This window comes from Blattabacterium cuenoti, from assembly GCF_014251655.1.
GTDB lineage: Bacteria > Bacteroidota > Bacteroidia > Flavobacteriales > Blattabacteriaceae > Blattabacterium > Blattabacterium cuenoti_I.
In genome coordinates this window covers 463,064-479,568 of record NZ_CP059225.1, presented here as the reverse complement: position 1 = coordinate 479,568, position 16,505 = coordinate 463,064, and the positions used below count along the sequence as shown (strand labels likewise).

The following is a 16,505-nucleotide window of genomic DNA, read 5'->3' as shown; positions in this document are numbered from 1 at the left end:
ATAAGGTATTGAATTTTGAATGGAATTTCTCTCAAAAAACAGGATGGAAAAATTACGGTAAAAATAAAATTTTTAGATCGATAGTTTTCATAACACAAACAACAATAGTTTTCAGTTTAATTATAACTATTTTAACTTTTTCTATAGGATTTGGATTCCAAAAGATGATAGAAGATAAACTATTCAATATTAGGGGACAAATTTTTGTAAAAAAGAAGAATTTCATAAAAAATGTTCCGTTAAATTTTTCTATGAAAAACAAAAATGCTTTTTCAAAGAAATTTTTTTATCTTAATTATATAAAAAAAATTTATGGTATTGCTGAAAATAATGTGATTATTAGAACAAATAATAAAATAGATAGATATATTTATAAAGGATTATATAAAGACTATAATCCTTTATTTTTTCAAAACTTTTTAGTAAAAGGAAATATTTTAAATATAAAAAAAAATTTTTCTTTTAATACAAACGTTATTTTATCCGAAAAAATTTCTTCTTCATTAGGATTAGATATTGGATCAAATGTGAAAATAGACTTCCTTTTTTTTAGAAATAAAGAAACACCTACTATTATTTCCAAAAAATTTAAAGTTTTTGGTTTATATGAAACTGGAATACCGGAATTTGATGATATTTATATTATTGGAAATATAAAATCCATTCAAGAAATTTATAAATGTACAGAAGATTTATCAGAAGGACTTGAAATATTTGTATATTCTTGTTTTGTCAAAGACAATATAAAAAAAAAATTTTAAAAAAAAAACCTAATGATTTTTTAGTAGAAACTATAGACGACGATAAAAATCATCGTAAAGATTGGATCAATTTGTTCCATATAAATATTATCGTTATTAGTTCGATTGTCTTTTTATCTGTAGTTATAAATATGATTGTATTTATTTTAATACTTCTTTTAGAAAAAATGAGAACTATAGGAATTTTAAAGACTTTAGGAGCAAAAAACCAAATCATATACAAAATATTTTTATTCTATATACTGAGAGTATTTATTCCTTCATTTATTATAGGAAATGGGATAGGAATTACTTTATTAAAAATGCAAACAAAATTTCATTTTTTATCATTAAATAAGATACAATATTTTATAAATTACGTACCAGTTTACTTTAATATCAATCATATTATCATGATCAATTTTTTTATTATTTCTATTTGTTTTTTTACCATATTTTTTCCCACTTTTTTTATTATAAACAAAATTCCACCTATAAAAGTTATAGAATTTGAATAATTTTGAAAATTTAATTTTGTATTTTTGTTTTCTAAAATTAAGAGAATTCTTTTGACACTTGTAAAATCTTCATCTGGAATAAGAGGGACATTAGGAGGAAAAATAGGAGAAGGTTTTTCTCCTATAGAGATAATTAAATTTTCTGCTGGATATGTTTATTGGATGAAAAAAAAATATAAAAAGAAAAAAAAATATCTAGTTATATTAGGGAGAGATGGGAGATTGACTTCTACTTTATTTCAACAATTTTTAACAATAACTTTTCAAACTCTTGGAGTCGATGTTATAAATATTGGGTTATCAACTACACCAACCGTTGGAATAGCTGTTTTAAATGAAAAAGCTGATGGAGGGGTAATGTTAACGGCTAGTCATAATCCAAAAAATTGGAATGGATTAAAAATGTTTAATTCATGTGGAGAATTTTTATCCGAAAAAGATTTTAAACAGTTGTTTGATATAGTAGAAAAAAAAAATTTTAGTTTTTCTTCTTATAAAAAATTAGGTAGTATTTTTTATGTAAAAAATTATATCAAGAAACATATAAAAAAAATTCTTTCTTTACCTATCATAGATAGGAAAATTATAAAAAATGCAAAATTTAAAATTTTGGTAGATGGAATTAATTCTACAGGAGGAATAGCTGTTCCTATTCTTTTAAAATATTTAGGAGTTCATGTAGTAAAAATGTATTGTGATCCTCATGGAGATTTTACTCACAATCCTGAACCTATAAAAAAAAATTTGAAAGAAATATGTAAACAAGTTCCTAAAGTAAAAGCAGATTTAGGTATATCGGTAGATCCTGATGTTGATCGTGTTGTTTTTATTTGTGAAAATGGAGATTTCTTTGGAGAAGAATATACTTTAATATCTATAGCAGATTTTGTTTTGGAAAATAAACATGGGCCTGTAGTTACTACATTATCTTCTTCTCACGCATTAAAAGATCTTTCTTTGAAAAAAGGGGTTCCTTATTATTCCACTTCTGTAGGAGAAGTCCATGTAGTTAAAAAAATGAAACAAGTTCATGCTGTCATTGGAGGAGAAGGAAATGGTGGAATCATTTATCCTGACTTACGTTATGGAAGAGATGCCTTAGTAGGAATTGCTTTGTTTTTAACTCAAGTAGCTAAACTTTATAGAATTTCATTATCTAACTTAAGAAAAAGATATTCTAATTATTTTATGTCAAAAAAAAAAGTTCGATTTTTTTCTTATGACCAAATTCAAACATTATTTAAAATAATCAAAGAAAAATACAAAGGAAAAAAAATGGATTTTAGTGATGGAATTAAAATTTATTTAAATGACGAATGGATCCATATTAGAAAATCTAATACTGAAAATATCATTAGAATACATACAGAAAGTAATTCTAAAATAAGAGCTGATTTTTTATCAAAAGAGATTATAAATGAGGTAAAAAAATTATAATTATGCTATATAATCTAGTTAAATATACAGAAGAAAAATGGATTAAAAAACTTCATTATCCATCATTTTGTTCTGGAGATACAATCACTGTTTTCTTTGAAATTAAAGAAGGAGAAAAAAAAAGAATACAATCTTTTAAAGGGGTAATTATTAAAAAACAAGGAAAAGGGTTGACTAAAACATTTACTATTCGTAAAATAAGTGGAGGAATAGGAATAGAACGTATATTTATTCTTAATCAACCAAGTATTAAAAAAATAGAAGTTAATAAAAAAGGGAAGGTTCGAAGAGCAAGAATTTATTACTTTAGATCCCTAAAAGGAAAAAAAGCAAGAGTAAAAAGTTGAAAAGATTCTTTTTCTGTAAAAGAAAAAGAGAGAGAATTCTCTCTCTTTTTTTTAATTATTTATTGTTTTTTTCGTTTTCTTCAGTAGTTCCTTTTTCTTTTTCAGATGTACTCCCATTATCCTCATTATTCTTTTTTGAGGATTCCTCACTAGAATTTTCAGGAGGAGTCGTTGTTGTATTATTATTGGATTCCGTTTGATTTTCATTGCTATTAGCAGATTTTTCCTCTTCGTTTGTAGTAGAAGGAGTTTCATTTTTATTCTTGTTGTTACAACTAATAGTAAACAAAAATATTGCTAATAGAATCGTAGTAACAGTAATTCTTAATTTTTTCATCATAATCAGTAGTATTTCAGTTATTACATATTCTGGACAAATTTATATAAAAATTTGGAATGAAAAAATATATCATTACTAGTAAATGTAAAAATCATTATAATGAAATTTTATTTTTTCTCTTTATTTAGTTTGAAAATAAGAATGTTAAAATTAACATATATTTTTCATTAAAATTAAACTTAAACAAAATTATATATTAATAAGTAAAAATTATGTTTGTAAATAAAAAGATTTTAAAAGAGGCTTTAACTTTTGATGATGTATTACTTATTCCCTCTTATTCTTCAATTCTTCCATCAGAAGTCTCTCTTAAAACTTATTTAACATCTGATATTGTTCTTAATATTCCTATATTAAGTGCAGCTATGGATACGGTAACTGAATCTTCTTTAGCAATATCTATAGCTAGAGAAGGTGGGATGGGAATTATCCATAAAAATATGAACATAAAAAATCAAACCGAAGAAGTTTATCGAGTAAAAAGAAGTGAAAGTGGAATGATTGATGATCCTATTACTCTTTCTAAAAATTCTACCTTAAGAGAGGCTCAATATCTTATGAAAAAATATAAAATTTCAGGTCTTCCTGTAATAGATGAAAATTATCTATTGTTAGGAATTATTACTAAAAGAGATATAAAATATCGTACTGGTTTAGATTCATTAGTGGAAGAATCGATGACAAAAGAAAATTTAATTACTTCTAAAAAAGATATAACTTTGGAAGAAGCAAAAAATATTTTATTAAAAGAAAGAATAGAAAAATTACCTATTGTAAATGATTCCAATCAATTAATAGGATTGATTACGATTAGAGACATTGATAATTTAATAGAATATCCTAATGCATGCAAAGATTATAGAGGACGTCTTCGTGTGGGAGCTGCAATAGGAATAGATAAAAAAACATTAGAAAGAGTTGACTCATTAGTAAAAGTAGGAGTAGATGTTTTATCAATAGATTCTGCGCATGGTCATTCTTCTAGAGTATTACAAATGATAAGGTCAATCCGATCTTCTTTTCCAAAAATACCATTATTGGCTGGAAATGTAGTAACAATGGAAGGAGCTAAAGATTTAATAGAGGCAGGTTCTACCGTTTTAAAAGTAGGAATTGGGTCTGGTTCAATTTGTACAACGAGAGTTATAGCTGGAGTAGGAATGCCTCAAATAACAGCGATTAATGATGTATATGAATATGCTAAAAAGAAAAATGTAAATGTAATTTCTGATGGTGGAATTAGATATTCAGGAGATATAGTTAAGGCTATTGCTGCTGGAGCTAGTACTGTTATGATTGGTAGTTTGTTTGCAGGAACGGATGAATCCCCTGGAGAAGAAGTTATTTTTCAAGGAAGAAAATTTAAAACTTATGTAGGAATGGGATCTTTAATTGCTATGAAAAGAGGAAGTAAAGATCGATATTTTCAATTTAATGAAAAGTCTGTTCCAGAAGGAATAGAAGCGATGGTTCCTTATAAAGGAAAAATAAAAGATGTTATTTATCAAATTTGTGGAGGATTACGTTCTGGGATGGGATATTGTGGAGTTTCTTCTATTCCAGAACTAATAAAAAAAGGAAGATTTGTAAGAATAACTAATTCTGGATTGAAAGAAAATCATCCACATAGTGTAAGAATTACAAAAGAAACTCCTAATTATTTTCAAAATACGAGTACCCGGAACGGGATTTGAACCCGTACGATCGTAATGATCACAGGATTTTAAGTCCTGTGTGTCTGCCAATTCCACCATCCGGGCAAATAAAAGAGCGAGAAACGGGAATTGAACCCGTGGCCTCAACCTTGGCAAGGTTGTGCTCTATACCAACTGAGCTATTCTCGCGGATTGAACGATTAATTTATAGCTATCAATTAGAATATTATAATATAGCAAATTAATAAATTATTTGTATAAAAATTTTATGGTTTTTTTTTACTTAGTGTTTTTAATATTTCTTTTGCTCTAGAAATAACTTTTGTAGGCATTCCAGATATTTTTGCTACATGAATTCCAAAACTATGTTTGCTACCTCCTGTTATTAACTTATGCATAAAAATAATATTATCATTAATTTTTTTTACGGAAATATTATAATTTTTTATTCTTTTAAAAAGTAGAGTCATTTCATTTAATTCGTGATAATGAGTAGCAAATAAAGTGAGAGGACGGAATTTACTTTTGTATAAAAATTCAACAATAGATTTTGCTAAGGAAATCCCATCATAGGTGCTTGTTCCTCTTCCTATTTCATCTAAAATAAGAAAACTTCTTTTAGAAAGATTGTTTAGAATGTTTGCTGTTTCGTTCATTTCTACCATGAAAGTGGATTCTCCTAAAGAAATATTATCAGAAGCACCAACTCTACTAAATATTTTATCTATTAATCCTATTTCTGCATATTTAGCAGGAACAAAACTTCCGATATGAGCCATTAGGATAATAATAGCAGTTTGTCTTAAAATAGCGGATTTTCCGGACATGTTTGGTCCTGTAATGATAAGTATTTGTTGATTGTATTTATTGATAATAATATTATTAGGAATATAAGCAGTTTTAGATATAAATTGTCTTTCAATAACTGGATGTCTTCCTTTTATGATATTGATTTTTAAAGATTGGTTGATTTTTGGTTTGACATAATTATTTTCTAATGCTAAATTAGAAAAGGTGTATAAGACATCTAATTCTGCAATTTTTTTAGCATTTTTCTGTAATGGTTTTATTTTTTCTAGTATTTTATGAATTAAATGATTCAATATTTTTTTTTCTAAAAAAAACATTTTTTGTTCTGCTTTTAAAATTTTTAGCTCATAGTTTTTTAATTCTTCAGTAACATATCTGGATACATTTGTTAATGTTTGTTTTCGTATCCAAACAGATGGGATATTATGTTTTTTTGAATTTTTTACTTCAAAAAAGTATCCGAAAATATTATTATATCCAATTTTTAAATTGGTTATACCTGTATTTAATTGTTCTTTTATACAAAGTTTTTTCAAATATTCTTTTTGAGAAAAATACAGTATTCGTATTTCATCTAATTCTTTAGAAATTCCTATTTTTATGACATTTCCTTTTCCTTTTTCTATTTGATGAGGAGGATCCTCTTCTATGGTATTCATTATTATATTAGATACAAGACTGCAATCTTGAAAAGATTTTCCAAAATCTATAAGTATTTTAGATTTTTGAGATAAAAAATTTTTTTGTATTTCTACAATAGAAATTAAGGATTTGTGCAAAATATATATTTCTCGTGGAGATATTTTTCTGGTAGTCATTTTAGAAATGATTCTCTCTATATCATGAATATTTTTTAGTTTCTTTTTTATAAAAAGACGAATGGGTTTATTAGCATATAATTCTTGTACTATATTATGACGTTTTTCTATGTGAAATAAATTTATCAATGGAAATAGAATCCAATTTTTTAATAATCTACCCCCCATAGGGGTAGTGGTTTGATCTATAACTTTAATCAAGGATACTCCTTCTTTATTTAAAGAATGAAAAATTTCTAGGTTTTGAAAAGTAAAATCATCTATCCACATGTGTTCTTCTTTTTTTATTCTTCGTATAGTAGAAATATGTTGAATATTAAAATGTTGTGTACTATGCAAGTAGGATAGTATAACTCCAGATGAAATAATGCCTAATTTTAGGTTTTCAATTCCAAATCCTTTTAAAGAATTTGTTTTAAAATGGGATATGAGTTTTTCATATGCAAAAGCATAATCAAACATCCAATCTTCCATTAAATATGTATAATATTTATCTTTTAAAAGTTGAAAAAAAAAATTTTTTTCTTTTCTTTGAAAAATGATTTCGCTAGGATTAAAAAGTTTTAAGTATTGTAATACATTACTTTTTTTATCTTCGGTTATCAAAAATTCTCCAGTAGAAATATCTAAAAAGCTTAGTCCTAAGTTATTTTTTTCTACATGAATAGAAGCTAAAAAATTATTATGTTTAGTTTGTAAAATATTTTCATCTATAGTTATTCCTGGAGTTAATAATTCTATTACGCCTCTTTTTACGATATTTTTTCCTTTTTTGGGTTCTTCTAATTGATCACAAATAGCAATTCTAAAACCTGATTGTATTAATCTTGGTAAATAAGTATTTAATGAATGACAAGGAAATCCAGCTAAATGAATATTAGATCGTTTAGTTAAAACAATATTTAATGTTTTAGAACATTTTACGGCATCTTCTCCAAAAGTTTCGTAAAAATCTCCAACTTGAAATAATAAAATGGTATCTAGGTATTTAGTTTTTATATTATTATATTGTTTAATTAATGGAGTATCTTCTTTTTTTTTACAAGAAGAATTATTATCATTTGTATTCATAATAGAATATTATTTTATAGAATATTTTTTAATAATAAAAACCTTATGTCAAAAATATTTAAAGAATATAAAAATCTAGATCTTAATAAGATAACTAAGGAAATATCTCGATATTGGAAAAAACATAATATTTTTCAAAATAATTTTAGTTTTTTTAATAAAAAAGATTCTTTTTCATATGTCTTATATGAAGGTCCACCTTCTTTAAATGGACGTCCTGGGATACATCATATGTTAGTAAGAACAATAAAAGATATTTTTTGTAGATATCATACTCTTAAAGGTAAAAAAGTGTTTAGAATAGCGGGTTGGGATGTACATGGACTTCCTATTGAACTAAATGTAGAAAAAAAAATGGGGATTACTAAAAATGATATAGGAAAAAAAGTAACTGTCGAAGAGTATAATAATTTTTGTAAAAGTTTTGTAAAAAAGTCATTAAAAGAATGGCTTTTATTTACAGATAAGATAGGTTATTGGATAGATTTGAATCACTCTTTCATTACTTGTAATACAAAGTATATAGAAAGCGTTTGGTGGTTAATCAAAAAATTATATTATAAAGATTTAATTTATAAAGGTTTTACCATACAGCCTTATTCTCCTGCAGCCGGAACAGGATTGAGTCATCACGAATTAAATATGCCAGGAACTTATAAGAAGGTAGAAGAAATATCTCCATTTTTAAAATTTAAAATTATAAATAGTTCTTTACCTAAAAAATTTAATAATGTATTAGGAGATATATATTTAATATCATGGACCACTACTCCTTGGACTTTACCTTCAAATACAGCATTAGCTGTAGGAAATGACATAGATTATGTTTTAGTAAAAACTTATAATACTTATACTTATTTGATAGAACATATCATTTTTGCTGAAAAATTAATTCATAAAATATTATTATCTAGCGTATTTTATTCTGTATCAAATGATATTGAATTACATTTTAATATATCTGATATGGAAAATCATCATATTCCTTATTTGATCATAAATAAGTTTAAAGGAAAAGATTTACTATTTAGTAAATATGAACAATTATTACCTTGGTTTAAACCTTATAAAAACGAAAAAAATGCATTTCAAATAGTAACAGGAGATTTCGTAAATGTAGAAGAAGGAACTGGAATTGTTCATATTGCTCCTACATTTGGAATGGAAGATTTTATGATAGCCAAAAAATATAATATTCCTTTAATGTTAGTTTTAGATGATAGTAATCATATTATTCCTTTAGTAGATTTGCAAGGAAAATTTTTAAATAGTTTTCCTCATGGATTTGGAGGTAAATATGTTAAAAATCATTTTAATACAAAAAATGAAAATTCTTTTTCAGTAGATCAAGAAATTGTTTTTTTTTTAGAAAAAGAAAGAAAAATATTTAGGGTAGAAAAACATACCCATTTTTATCCACATTGTTGGAGAACAGAAAAACCAATTCTTTATTATCCTTTAAATTCATGGTTTATAAAAACTACAGAATTGAAAGATAAAATGATCCTTTTGAATAAGAAAATAAAATGGTATCCTGATTTTATAGGTAAAAAACGTTTTGATTCTTGGTTGAAGAATGCAAAAGATTGGAATTTATCACGTACTAGATACTGGGGAACTCCTATTCCCATTTGGAGAACAGAAAAAGGAGATGAAGAAATAGTTATTGGATCAATTAAGGAATTGTTTATAGAAATTGAAAATTCTATTAAATATGGATTTATGTCTCATAATATATTCAAAGATTTTGTTTTAGATGATATGAGCGATGATAATTATAATAAAATAGATTTACATAAAGATGTTTTAGATAAAGTTATATTAGTTTCATCTAACGGTGATCCAATGAAACGAGAAGAAGATTTAATAGATGTTTGGTTTGATTCTGGGGCGATGCCATATGCTCAATTTCATTATCCATTTGAAAATAAAGAATTTATAGATAATAATTTGTTGTTCCCTGCTGATTTTGTTTCGGAAGGAATTGATCAAATAAGAGGGTGGTTTTTTACCTTACATTCTATTAGTAGTATGGTATTTGATTCTATAGCATATAAAAATGTTATATCAACAGGGTTGGTTTTGGATAAAAATGGATATAAAATGTCTAAAAGTAAAGGGAATACTGTAAATCCTTTTGATTTAATCAATATTTATGGACCTGATGCTATTCGTTGGTATATTATATTTAATTCTGAACCTTGGGATAATTTAAAATTCAATGTGGAAGGTATTTCTTCTATGATTAAAAAATTTTTTGGGACACTATACAATATTTATTCTTTTTTTGTACTGTATGCTAATATTGATGGATTTTCTTATGAAGAAGAAGAATGTTCCAATTATACAGAATTAGATTTTTGGATTATTTCCGAGTTAAATACTCTAATCAAAAAAACAGATTTTTATTATGCTAATTATAATCCAACTAGAGCTGCACGTTTAATTTATTCTTTTGTATTAGATAAATTGAGTAATTGGTATATAAGATTATGTCGTAGGAGATTTTGGAAAGAAAAATATACATTGGACAAAATATCTGCATATCAAATATTATATAAATGTTTAATTATTGTTACTAAATTAATATCTCCTATTACTCCATTTTTTTCAGAAAAATTGTATTTAGATTTAAATTCTGTTACTAGAAAAGAAAACTTTAATAGTGTTCATTTAACTAAATTTCCTCATTATGATTTTGGATTAATTAACAAGGAATTAGAAAATAGAATGTATTTGGTTCAAAAAATTGTTGCTATGGTATTTTCTATTCGAAAAAAAAATAGAATCAAAAATCGTCAACCTTTGCAAAAATTGCTTATTCTTATTTCCGATGAAACAATACGTTATCAATTAAGAAAATCATTAAAAATTATTATAACTGAAGCTAATGTAAAGGAATTAGAATTTCCTTATTCTTATAAAAATTTAGAATCGGTTAAACATATTAAACCGAATTATCAATCTTTAGGTCCTAAATTTGGAAATAAAACGAAATGTATTTCCAATATTATAGAAAAATTTACTCAAGAAAAAATTAAAGAAATAGAAGAAAAAAAACAATGTACTGTTTTTTTTCAAGGAGAAAAAATTCTTTTATTCTTAAAAGATGTAAAAATTACGACAGAATACATTAAAAATTGGGATATTTTATATGATAATGAATTAACAATTGCATTAGATTTACATATTACAGATTCTTTATGGGAAGAAGGGTTTATTAGAGGTTTGATTAGATCTATACAAAAATTAAGAAAAATGCATAACTATAATGTAGTTGAAAAAATTTTTGTATATATTCATATTCCAAATCAAAAAATACAATCTCTTATACAAAGAAATAAAAAATTTATTTGTAAGGAAACTCTTTCTATAGATATATTTTTAGATTTAGAACAAAAAAAAGGAGAAAAAATCTGTTTTTCAGAAAAAATAATATTATATATCCAAATATGGAAGAAAAAAAAAGAAATCCAATAAGTAAGAAATAAAAAAAATTTCGTTGATTTTATACTGAAAAGATTAGAAAAATCATCTAATAATAAACAGAACATATGATATACTTTCTTTTCCTATTTTTTCAAGTTTTCTTACATTAAGAAAAAAAATTATGAAAACACAACAATATTTAATTTATCAAAAATTTATCAATAAATAAATATGAATTTATTATTCATAACCTTACAAAAGTAAAGATTATGGGTTTTTTTTATGTAACAAAAAGAATTGATATATATATAAAAACGTTTGATGTAGTTTTTTTGTTCCATCCAATTGGAAAAAATAATAAATATTAATTTTTTGAAAAGAATTTTTTTAATTGTTTTTTTTATTTTATTGATTGATCAAATTTTAAAAATTTACATAAAAACTCATTTTGAGTTAGGATCCGGAGTTTCTATTTTTCCTTTCTTTTGGATTTTTTTTGTGGAAAATCCTGGAATGATTTATGGAATTCATTTTGGAAATGGATACTGTGGAAAAATATTATTAAGTGTTTTTCGTTTTTTTTTAGTTTTTTTTATATTTTTTTTTCTTTATAAAAATGTAAAGAAAGGATCTTCTTATTATTTCACTATTCCTATCAGTTTAATTTTATCAGGAGCTATAGGGAATTTTTTAGATAGTGCTTTATATGGATTATTGTTTGATACAGGAACAGTTTATAATAATGAATATTGTAAATGGATTCCTTACAACGGAATATCTAAAATAAATTATTTTTTTTATAACTTTTTAAAGAATAAAAATTTGGTTAATTTAGGTGGATATGCCTCCTTTATGGGAGGATGCGTAGTGGATCTATTTTATTTTCCAATAATAGATACTTATATCCCTCATTGGATTCCTATTTTTGGAGGTCAACATTTTAAATTTTTTAAACCAGTTTTTAATTTATCTGATATAGTTATATTTGCTGGATTTAGTTTATTGCTTTTATTTAAAAATAAGATAAAAAATGTAAAAATTTTGTGATAATTTATTATTGAGAATTATAAAAATCTCTATAGATTTGTATCGATCTGATTTTCATTGTTACGAACAAATTTGATTTGCCGGTGTAGCTCAGTTGGTCAGAGCACGTGATTTGTAATCTCGGGGTCGTGGGTTCGAATCCCTCCGCCGGCTTTTTTAATTTTGGGAAGATACTCAAGTTTGGTTAACGAGGACAGACTGTAAATCTGTTGGCATGGCCTTCGCAGGTTCGAATCCTGCTCTTCCCATTGGTGATTATGATTTATTGTAAGCGGAAGTAGCTCAGTTGGTAGAGCATCAGCCTTCCAAGTTGAATGTCGCGGGTTCGAATCCCGTCTTCCGCTCTTATGTTGCCAATGTAGCTCAGTGGAAGAGCACTTCCTTGGTAAGGAAGAGGGCACGGGTTCAATTCCCGACATTGGCTTTCTTTTTGAACTTTTTATTTATAACAAGAATTTTACCATGGCAAAAAAAAAATTTAAACGAGATAAACCCCATTTAAATATAGGAACTACAGGTCATGTAGATCATGGAAAGACAACATTAACTGCTGCTATTACAAAAGTATTATCTGAAGTAGGATTAGCAGAAGAAAAGAGCTTTGATTCAATAGATAATGCCCCAGAAGAAAAAGCTAGAGGAATAACGATTAATACCTCTCATGTAGAATATGAAACACTAAAGCGTCATTATGCCCATGTAGATTGTCCTGGCCATGCTGATTATGTGAAAAATATGATAACGGGAGCAGCTCAAATGGATGGAGCAGTTCTAGTTGTAGCTGCTACAGATGGTCCGATGCCTCAGACTAGAGAACATATACTATTAGCACGTCAAGTAGGAGTTCCAAAAATTGTAGTATTTATGAATAAAGTAGATCAAGTAGATGATCCGGAATTATTGGAATTAGTAGAAATGGAAATTAGAGAATTGCTTTCTAAATATGAATATGATGGAGAAAATATTCCTATTATACAAGGATCTGCTTTAGGAGCTTTAAATGGAGAAAATAAATGGATTGAAAAAATAAAAGACCTTATGAAGGTTTTAGATGATTATATTCCTGAACCAATTAGGGAAATGGATAAATCATTTTTAATGCCTATAGAAGATGTTTTTACGATAACAGGAAGAGGAACAGTGGCTACAGGTCGTATTGAAAGTGGAATAGTTCATACAGGAGATTTAGTAGACATTATAGGAATGGGAGAAAAGAAATTATCTTCTACTGTTACAGGAGTAGAAATGTTTAGGAAAATATTGGATAAGGGGCAAGCAGGAGATAATGTAGGTATATTATTACGTGGGATTGAAAAACAAGATATTCGAAGAGGAATGGTTATTGGAAAACCGGGAACTATAAAATCTTATAAAAAATTTAAAGCGGAAGTATATATTCTAACAAAAGAAGAAGGAGGTAGACATACTCCTTTCCATAATAAATATCGTCCTCAATTTTATTTAAGAACAACAGATGTTACAGGAGAAATTCATCTTCCAAAAGGAATAGAAATGGTAATGCCTGGAGATAATGTTTCTATGGAAGTGGAGTTACATCAACCAGTTGCATTAAGTGATAATTTACGTTTTGCTATTCGTGAAGGAGGAAGGACAGTAGGAGCCGGACAAGTTCTTCGTATCTTAGATTAATTATTTATATAAATGGAATTGTTGAATATTTTTTTTAATACGGATGTAGCTCAGTCGGTAGAGCATCGGTCTCCAAAACCGAAGGTCGTAAGTTCGATTCTTACCGTCCGTGCATGTTTTTTTATATACACAATATGAAAAAAAATAATTTTTTTTTGGAAATTTATGAAGAATTTTTTCATTGTATGACATGGTCTAAGTGGGAGGATTTACAATTAACAACTATGATAGTATCTTTTTTTTCTATATTTCTATCCATATTTTTATATGGAGTAGATAGTATCATTATTTTTTTAATTAAGAAATTATTTTCTTTATAAAATTATTAATGATGGAGGATTTAGGAAGAAAATGGTATGTCATTAAAACTATTAGTGGACAAGAAAAAAAAGTTAAATTATATATTGAAAATGAGGTGAGAAATAATGGATTTCAAGAATATATAGGAAAAGTTTTGGTTCCTATTGAAAAAGTTATCCAAATGAGAAAAGGAAAAAAAATTCATAGAGAAAAAGTTCATTATCCCGGATATGTTATGGTAGAAGCCAATTTGGAAGGAGAAACTATTCATGCAATTAAAAATGTTCCCGGAGTTATTAATTTTTTAAGTGAAGGAAAAGGAAGTACTGCTATCCCTATTCCTATGAGAGAAGAAGAAGTTAATAAAATGTTAGGAAAAATAGATCAATTGTCTGAAAATTATTATGAAAATATAAGTATTCCTTTTATAGTTGGAGAAACAATTAAGGTGATAGATGGACCTTTTACTGGTTTTAATGGAACAATTGAAAAAATTCATGAAGAAAAAAGAAAGTTAGAATTATCAGTTCTTATTTTTGGTAGAAAAACTCCATTAGAATTAAATTTTACACAAATAGAAAAAATTTAGAATCATGGGTCATGAGAAAAAAAAAATAGTGATAAAAAGAATTAAAATACAAAAAATAAATGGAGGAAAAGCAAGTCCAGCTCCCCCTATAGGACCTATATTAGGTAGTTCAGGAGTTAATATTATGGAATTTTGTAATCAATATAATTCTTGCACTCAAGAAAAAAAAGGAGATTTATGTCCTGTTGTAATTACCGTATATGAAGACAAATCATTTTCTTTTTCCATCAAAAAACCACCGATATCTATTCAATTACTTAATCTATTACAAATAGATAAAGGGTCTAAATCCCCTAATCGTTTGAAAATAGGAAAAATAAGTTTAAATGAAATAAAGAAAATTGCAAAAGATAAAATGGAAGATTTAAACTGTTTTTCATTGGAATCTGCTATATCTATGATTTCTGGAACTGCTAAATCTATGGGTATAGAAGTAGATTGATTATTAAAATGTTCTATATTAGTCTATATGTTAAAAAAATTAACTAGAAATAGAAAAAGAATTATAGATAAAATTTCTAGAAAAAAATATTTTTTGTTAGATGAAGCTATAGTTCTTATGAAAGAAATAAATTTTGTTAAATTTGATGCATCTGTTGATATTACTGTTCGTCTTGGAATAGATATCCGTTTACCCAATCAAATGGTTAAAGGAACAGTTTTATTGCCACATGGTATAGGAAAAAATGTACGTATTTTAGCTCTGGTTCCTAGAGATAAAGAATTAGAAGTTAAAGAAGCTGGAGCGGATCATGTGGGGTTGGATTATATTGAAAAAATAAAATCTGGATGGGCTGATATTGATATTATTGTTGCAACTCCTTCCGTGATGAATAAGTTGAGTTCTATCGGAAAAATTTTAGGACCCAAAGGATTAATGCCTAATCCTAAAATGGATACTGTTTCTATGGATCCAGTAAAATCTATTAAAGAAATAAAATTTGGTAGAATATCTTTCAAAGCAGATCGTTATGGAATTGTTCATGCTTCAATAGGACGAATTTCCTTTTCAAAGGAACATTTGTTCGATAATATTAAGGAATTTATGGCAATAATTATTCGAAATAAACCTTCTAGTTCCAAAGGAGTTTATATAAAAAATATTTATTTATCTACTACAATGAGTCATAGTATTCCATTAGAGTTAAAAAGCTTTGTGAAAACATGAATAAGGATAAAAAGAAAAAAGAAAAAGAAGTATTAGAATTAATTTCTATAATATCTAATTATGAAACAATATATTTAATTGATATATCTAATTTAAGTTCTAATCAAATTTCTTTTTTAAGAAAAAGATTTCATGATCACGATATTAGAATGAAAGTAGTTAAAAATACTTTGTTGAAAAAGTCTTTAGAAAAAATAGAATCTAAAAAATTAGACTCTTTTTTTTCTATTTTAAAAGGAAATACAACATTGTTATTTTCAAATTTTGGAATAGGAAATATGGGGGCAAAAATTATAAAAAAATTTCATATTCAAGAACAAATAGAAATACCATATCTAAAAGTTGCTTATGTTCAGGAATCCTTTTATTTTGGAAATAAAGATTTGGAAAAAATAATAAATATTAAATCTAAAGAAGATCTTATTATTGATATTTTAAAAACGTTACGATCTCCAATACTAAAAATTGTATTATCTTTTTTAAAATCAACAGAAAATAGGATTTTTGGAATTTTAGAATCTTTATCTTCTATAAAAAAAAAATAAAAATGTTTCTATTCTAGACTTTTGAATTAAAAATAAAATAA

The 16,505-nt window shown here is 25.9% G+C and carries 15 protein-coding genes and 7 tRNA genes; 18 read left to right on the top strand and 4 right to left on the bottom strand.

Annotated elements, in window-relative coordinates; all coding sequences use genetic code 11:
* Positions 1 to 8: 8 nt before the first annotated feature.
* The 4 genes from H0H63_RS03075 to rplS are packed head-to-tail and all read left to right on the top strand — an operon-like array spanning position 9 to position 3,042.
* Positions 9 to 761, top strand: a complete 753-nt coding sequence (locus tag H0H63_RS03075; protein ID WP_238784395.1) for an ABC transporter permease family protein — start codon at positions 9 to 11, stop codon at positions 759 to 761.
* Positions 725 to 1,258 (top strand): FtsX-like permease family protein, encoded by a 534-nt coding sequence (locus tag H0H63_RS03070; protein ID WP_238784394.1) that lies wholly within the window; start codon positions 725 to 727, stop codon positions 1,256 to 1,258. The genes H0H63_RS03075 and H0H63_RS03070 overlap by 37 nt, the downstream gene beginning before the upstream one ends.
* Before the next feature lie 51 nt (positions 1,259 to 1,309).
* The gene (gene glmM / locus H0H63_RS02350) at positions 1,310 to 2,695 is read left to right on the top strand and encodes a phosphoglucosamine mutase (protein ID WP_185858411.1); all 1,386 of its coding nucleotides are present in this window, start codon (positions 1,310 to 1,312) and stop codon (positions 2,693 to 2,695) included.
* Positions 2,696 to 2,697: 2 nt separating this feature from the next.
* On the top strand, positions 2,698 to 3,042 hold the full coding sequence (gene rplS / locus H0H63_RS02345) for a 50S ribosomal protein L19 (protein WP_185858410.1): 345 nt from the start codon (positions 2,698 to 2,700) through the stop codon (positions 3,040 to 3,042).
* A 55-nt stretch (positions 3,043 to 3,097) separates the two neighbouring features.
* Here the strand turns inward: rplS and H0H63_RS02340 are convergent, their stop codons facing one another.
* Complete coding sequence (locus H0H63_RS02340) at positions 3,098 to 3,382, bottom strand: hypothetical protein (RefSeq protein ID WP_185858409.1); 285 nt, start codon at positions 3,380 to 3,382, stop codon at positions 3,098 to 3,100.
* A 212-nt stretch (positions 3,383 to 3,594) separates the two neighbouring features.
* Here H0H63_RS02340 and guaB point away from each other — a divergent pair, with 212 nt between their 5' ends.
* Positions 3,595 to 5,076: an IMP dehydrogenase gene (gene guaB, locus H0H63_RS02335; RefSeq protein ID WP_185858408.1), complete on the top strand. Its 1,482-nt coding sequence runs from the start codon at positions 3,595 to 3,597 to the stop codon at positions 5,074 to 5,076.
* Here guaB and H0H63_RS02330 read toward each other — a convergent pair.
* The 3 genes from H0H63_RS02330 to mutS all read right to left on the bottom strand — a co-directional run bounded on the left by H0H63_RS02330 (position 5,058) and on the right by mutS (position 7,736).
* Positions 5,058 to 5,142: transfer RNA gene (locus H0H63_RS02330), tRNA-Leu, on the bottom strand. The genes guaB and H0H63_RS02330 overlap by 19 nt on opposite strands.
* 9 nt (positions 5,143 to 5,151) lie before the next feature.
* Positions 5,152 to 5,226: transfer RNA gene (locus tag H0H63_RS02325), tRNA-Gly, on the bottom strand.
* Positions 5,227 to 5,303: 77 nt separating this feature from the next.
* Positions 5,304 to 7,736, bottom strand: a complete 2,433-nt coding sequence (gene mutS, locus H0H63_RS02320; RefSeq protein WP_185858407.1) for a DNA mismatch repair protein MutS — start codon at positions 7,734 to 7,736, stop codon at positions 5,304 to 5,306.
* Positions 7,737 to 7,781: 45 nt separating this feature from the next.
* Here mutS and ileS point away from each other — a divergent pair, with 45 nt between their 5' ends.
* The 13 genes from ileS to rplJ all read left to right on the top strand — a co-directional run bounded on the left by ileS (position 7,782) and on the right by rplJ (position 16,464).
* Positions 7,782 to 11,216 (top strand): isoleucine--tRNA ligase, encoded by a 3,435-nt coding sequence (ileS, locus tag H0H63_RS02315; RefSeq protein ID WP_185858406.1) that lies wholly within the window; start codon positions 7,782 to 7,784, stop codon positions 11,214 to 11,216.
* Between the two features lie 321 nt (positions 11,217 to 11,537).
* Positions 11,538 to 12,212 (top strand): lipoprotein signal peptidase, encoded by a 675-nt coding sequence (locus H0H63_RS02310; RefSeq protein WP_185858405.1) that lies wholly within the window; start codon positions 11,538 to 11,540, stop codon positions 12,210 to 12,212.
* 79 nt (positions 12,213 to 12,291) lie between these two features.
* Positions 12,292 to 12,365, top strand: a tRNA-Thr gene (locus H0H63_RS02305).
* A gap of 11 nt (positions 12,366 to 12,376) precedes the next feature.
* A tRNA-Tyr gene (locus H0H63_RS02300) sits at positions 12,377 to 12,460 on the top strand.
* 23 nt (positions 12,461 to 12,483) lie between these two features.
* Positions 12,484 to 12,556, top strand: a tRNA-Gly gene (locus tag H0H63_RS02295).
* A gap of 8 nt (positions 12,557 to 12,564) precedes the next feature.
* Positions 12,565 to 12,636 (top strand) — tRNA-Thr (locus H0H63_RS02290).
* A 38-nt stretch (positions 12,637 to 12,674) separates the two neighbouring features.
* Positions 12,675 to 13,862 carry an elongation factor Tu gene (tuf, locus tag H0H63_RS02285; RefSeq protein WP_185858404.1) on the top strand — a complete coding sequence of 396 codons (1,188 nt, stop codon included), beginning with the start codon at positions 12,675 to 12,677 and terminating at the stop codon, positions 13,860 to 13,862.
* Positions 13,863 to 13,901: 39 nt separating this feature from the next.
* Positions 13,902 to 13,974 (top strand) — tRNA-Trp (locus tag H0H63_RS02280).
* Positions 13,975 to 13,996: 22 nt separating this feature from the next.
* The gene (locus tag H0H63_RS02275) at positions 13,997 to 14,182 is read left to right on the top strand and encodes a preprotein translocase subunit SecE (RefSeq protein WP_185858403.1); all 186 of its coding nucleotides are present in this window, start codon (positions 13,997 to 13,999) and stop codon (positions 14,180 to 14,182) included.
* Positions 14,183 to 14,193: 11 nt separating this feature from the next.
* The gene (gene nusG / locus H0H63_RS02270; RefSeq protein WP_185858809.1) at positions 14,194 to 14,751 is read left to right on the top strand and encodes a transcription termination/antitermination protein NusG; all 558 of its coding nucleotides are present in this window, start codon (positions 14,194 to 14,196) and stop codon (positions 14,749 to 14,751) included.
* A 4-nt stretch (positions 14,752 to 14,755) separates the two neighbouring features.
* Positions 14,756 to 15,193: a 50S ribosomal protein L11 gene (rplK, locus tag H0H63_RS02265; RefSeq protein ID WP_185858402.1), complete on the top strand. Its 438-nt coding sequence runs from the start codon at positions 14,756 to 14,758 to the stop codon at positions 15,191 to 15,193.
* A gap of 27 nt (positions 15,194 to 15,220) precedes the next feature.
* Positions 15,221 to 15,919: a 50S ribosomal protein L1 gene (gene rplA, locus H0H63_RS02260; protein WP_185858401.1), complete on the top strand. Its 699-nt coding sequence runs from the start codon at positions 15,221 to 15,223 to the stop codon at positions 15,917 to 15,919.
* Entirely contained in the window at positions 15,916 to 16,464 is a 549-nt protein-coding gene (rplJ, locus tag H0H63_RS02255) for a 50S ribosomal protein L10 (RefSeq protein ID WP_185858400.1), read from the top strand. The genes rplA and rplJ overlap by 4 nt, the downstream gene beginning before the upstream one ends.
* The last annotated feature ends 41 nt before the right edge of the window (positions 16,465 to 16,505 follow it).

Bases quoted from the DNA above. Each gene is read 5' to 3' on its own strand.
- rplS (WP_185858410.1), top strand. From the start codon at position 2,698: ATGCTATATAATCTAGTTAAATATACAGAAGAAAAATGGATTAAAAAA.
- H0H63_RS02340 (WP_185858409.1), bottom strand. From the start codon at position 3,382: ATGATGAAAAAATTAAGAATTACTGTTACTACGATTCTATTAGCAATA.
- guaB (WP_185858408.1), top strand. From the start codon at position 3,595: ATGTTTGTAAATAAAAAGATTTTAAAAGAGGCTTTAACTTTTGATGAT.
- mutS (WP_185858407.1), bottom strand. From the start codon at position 7,736: ATGAATACAAATGATAATAATTCTTCTTGTAAAAAAAAAGAAGATACT.
- ileS (WP_185858406.1), top strand. From the start codon at position 7,782: ATGTCAAAAATATTTAAAGAATATAAAAATCTAGATCTTAATAAGATA.
- tuf (WP_185858404.1), top strand. From the start codon at position 12,675: ATGGCAAAAAAAAAATTTAAACGAGATAAACCCCATTTAAATATAGGA.
- H0H63_RS02275 (WP_185858403.1), top strand. From the start codon at position 13,997: ATGAAAAAAAATAATTTTTTTTTGGAAATTTATGAAGAATTTTTTCAT.
- nusG (WP_185858809.1), top strand. From the start codon at position 14,194: ATGGAGGATTTAGGAAGAAAATGGTATGTCATTAAAACTATTAGTGGA.
- rplK (WP_185858402.1), top strand. From the start codon at position 14,756: ATGGGTCATGAGAAAAAAAAAATAGTGATAAAAAGAATTAAAATACAA.
- rplA (WP_185858401.1), top strand. From the start codon at position 15,221: ATGTTAAAAAAATTAACTAGAAATAGAAAAAGAATTATAGATAAAATT.
- rplJ (WP_185858400.1), top strand. From the start codon at position 15,916: ATGAATAAGGATAAAAAGAAAAAAGAAAAAGAAGTATTAGAATTAATT.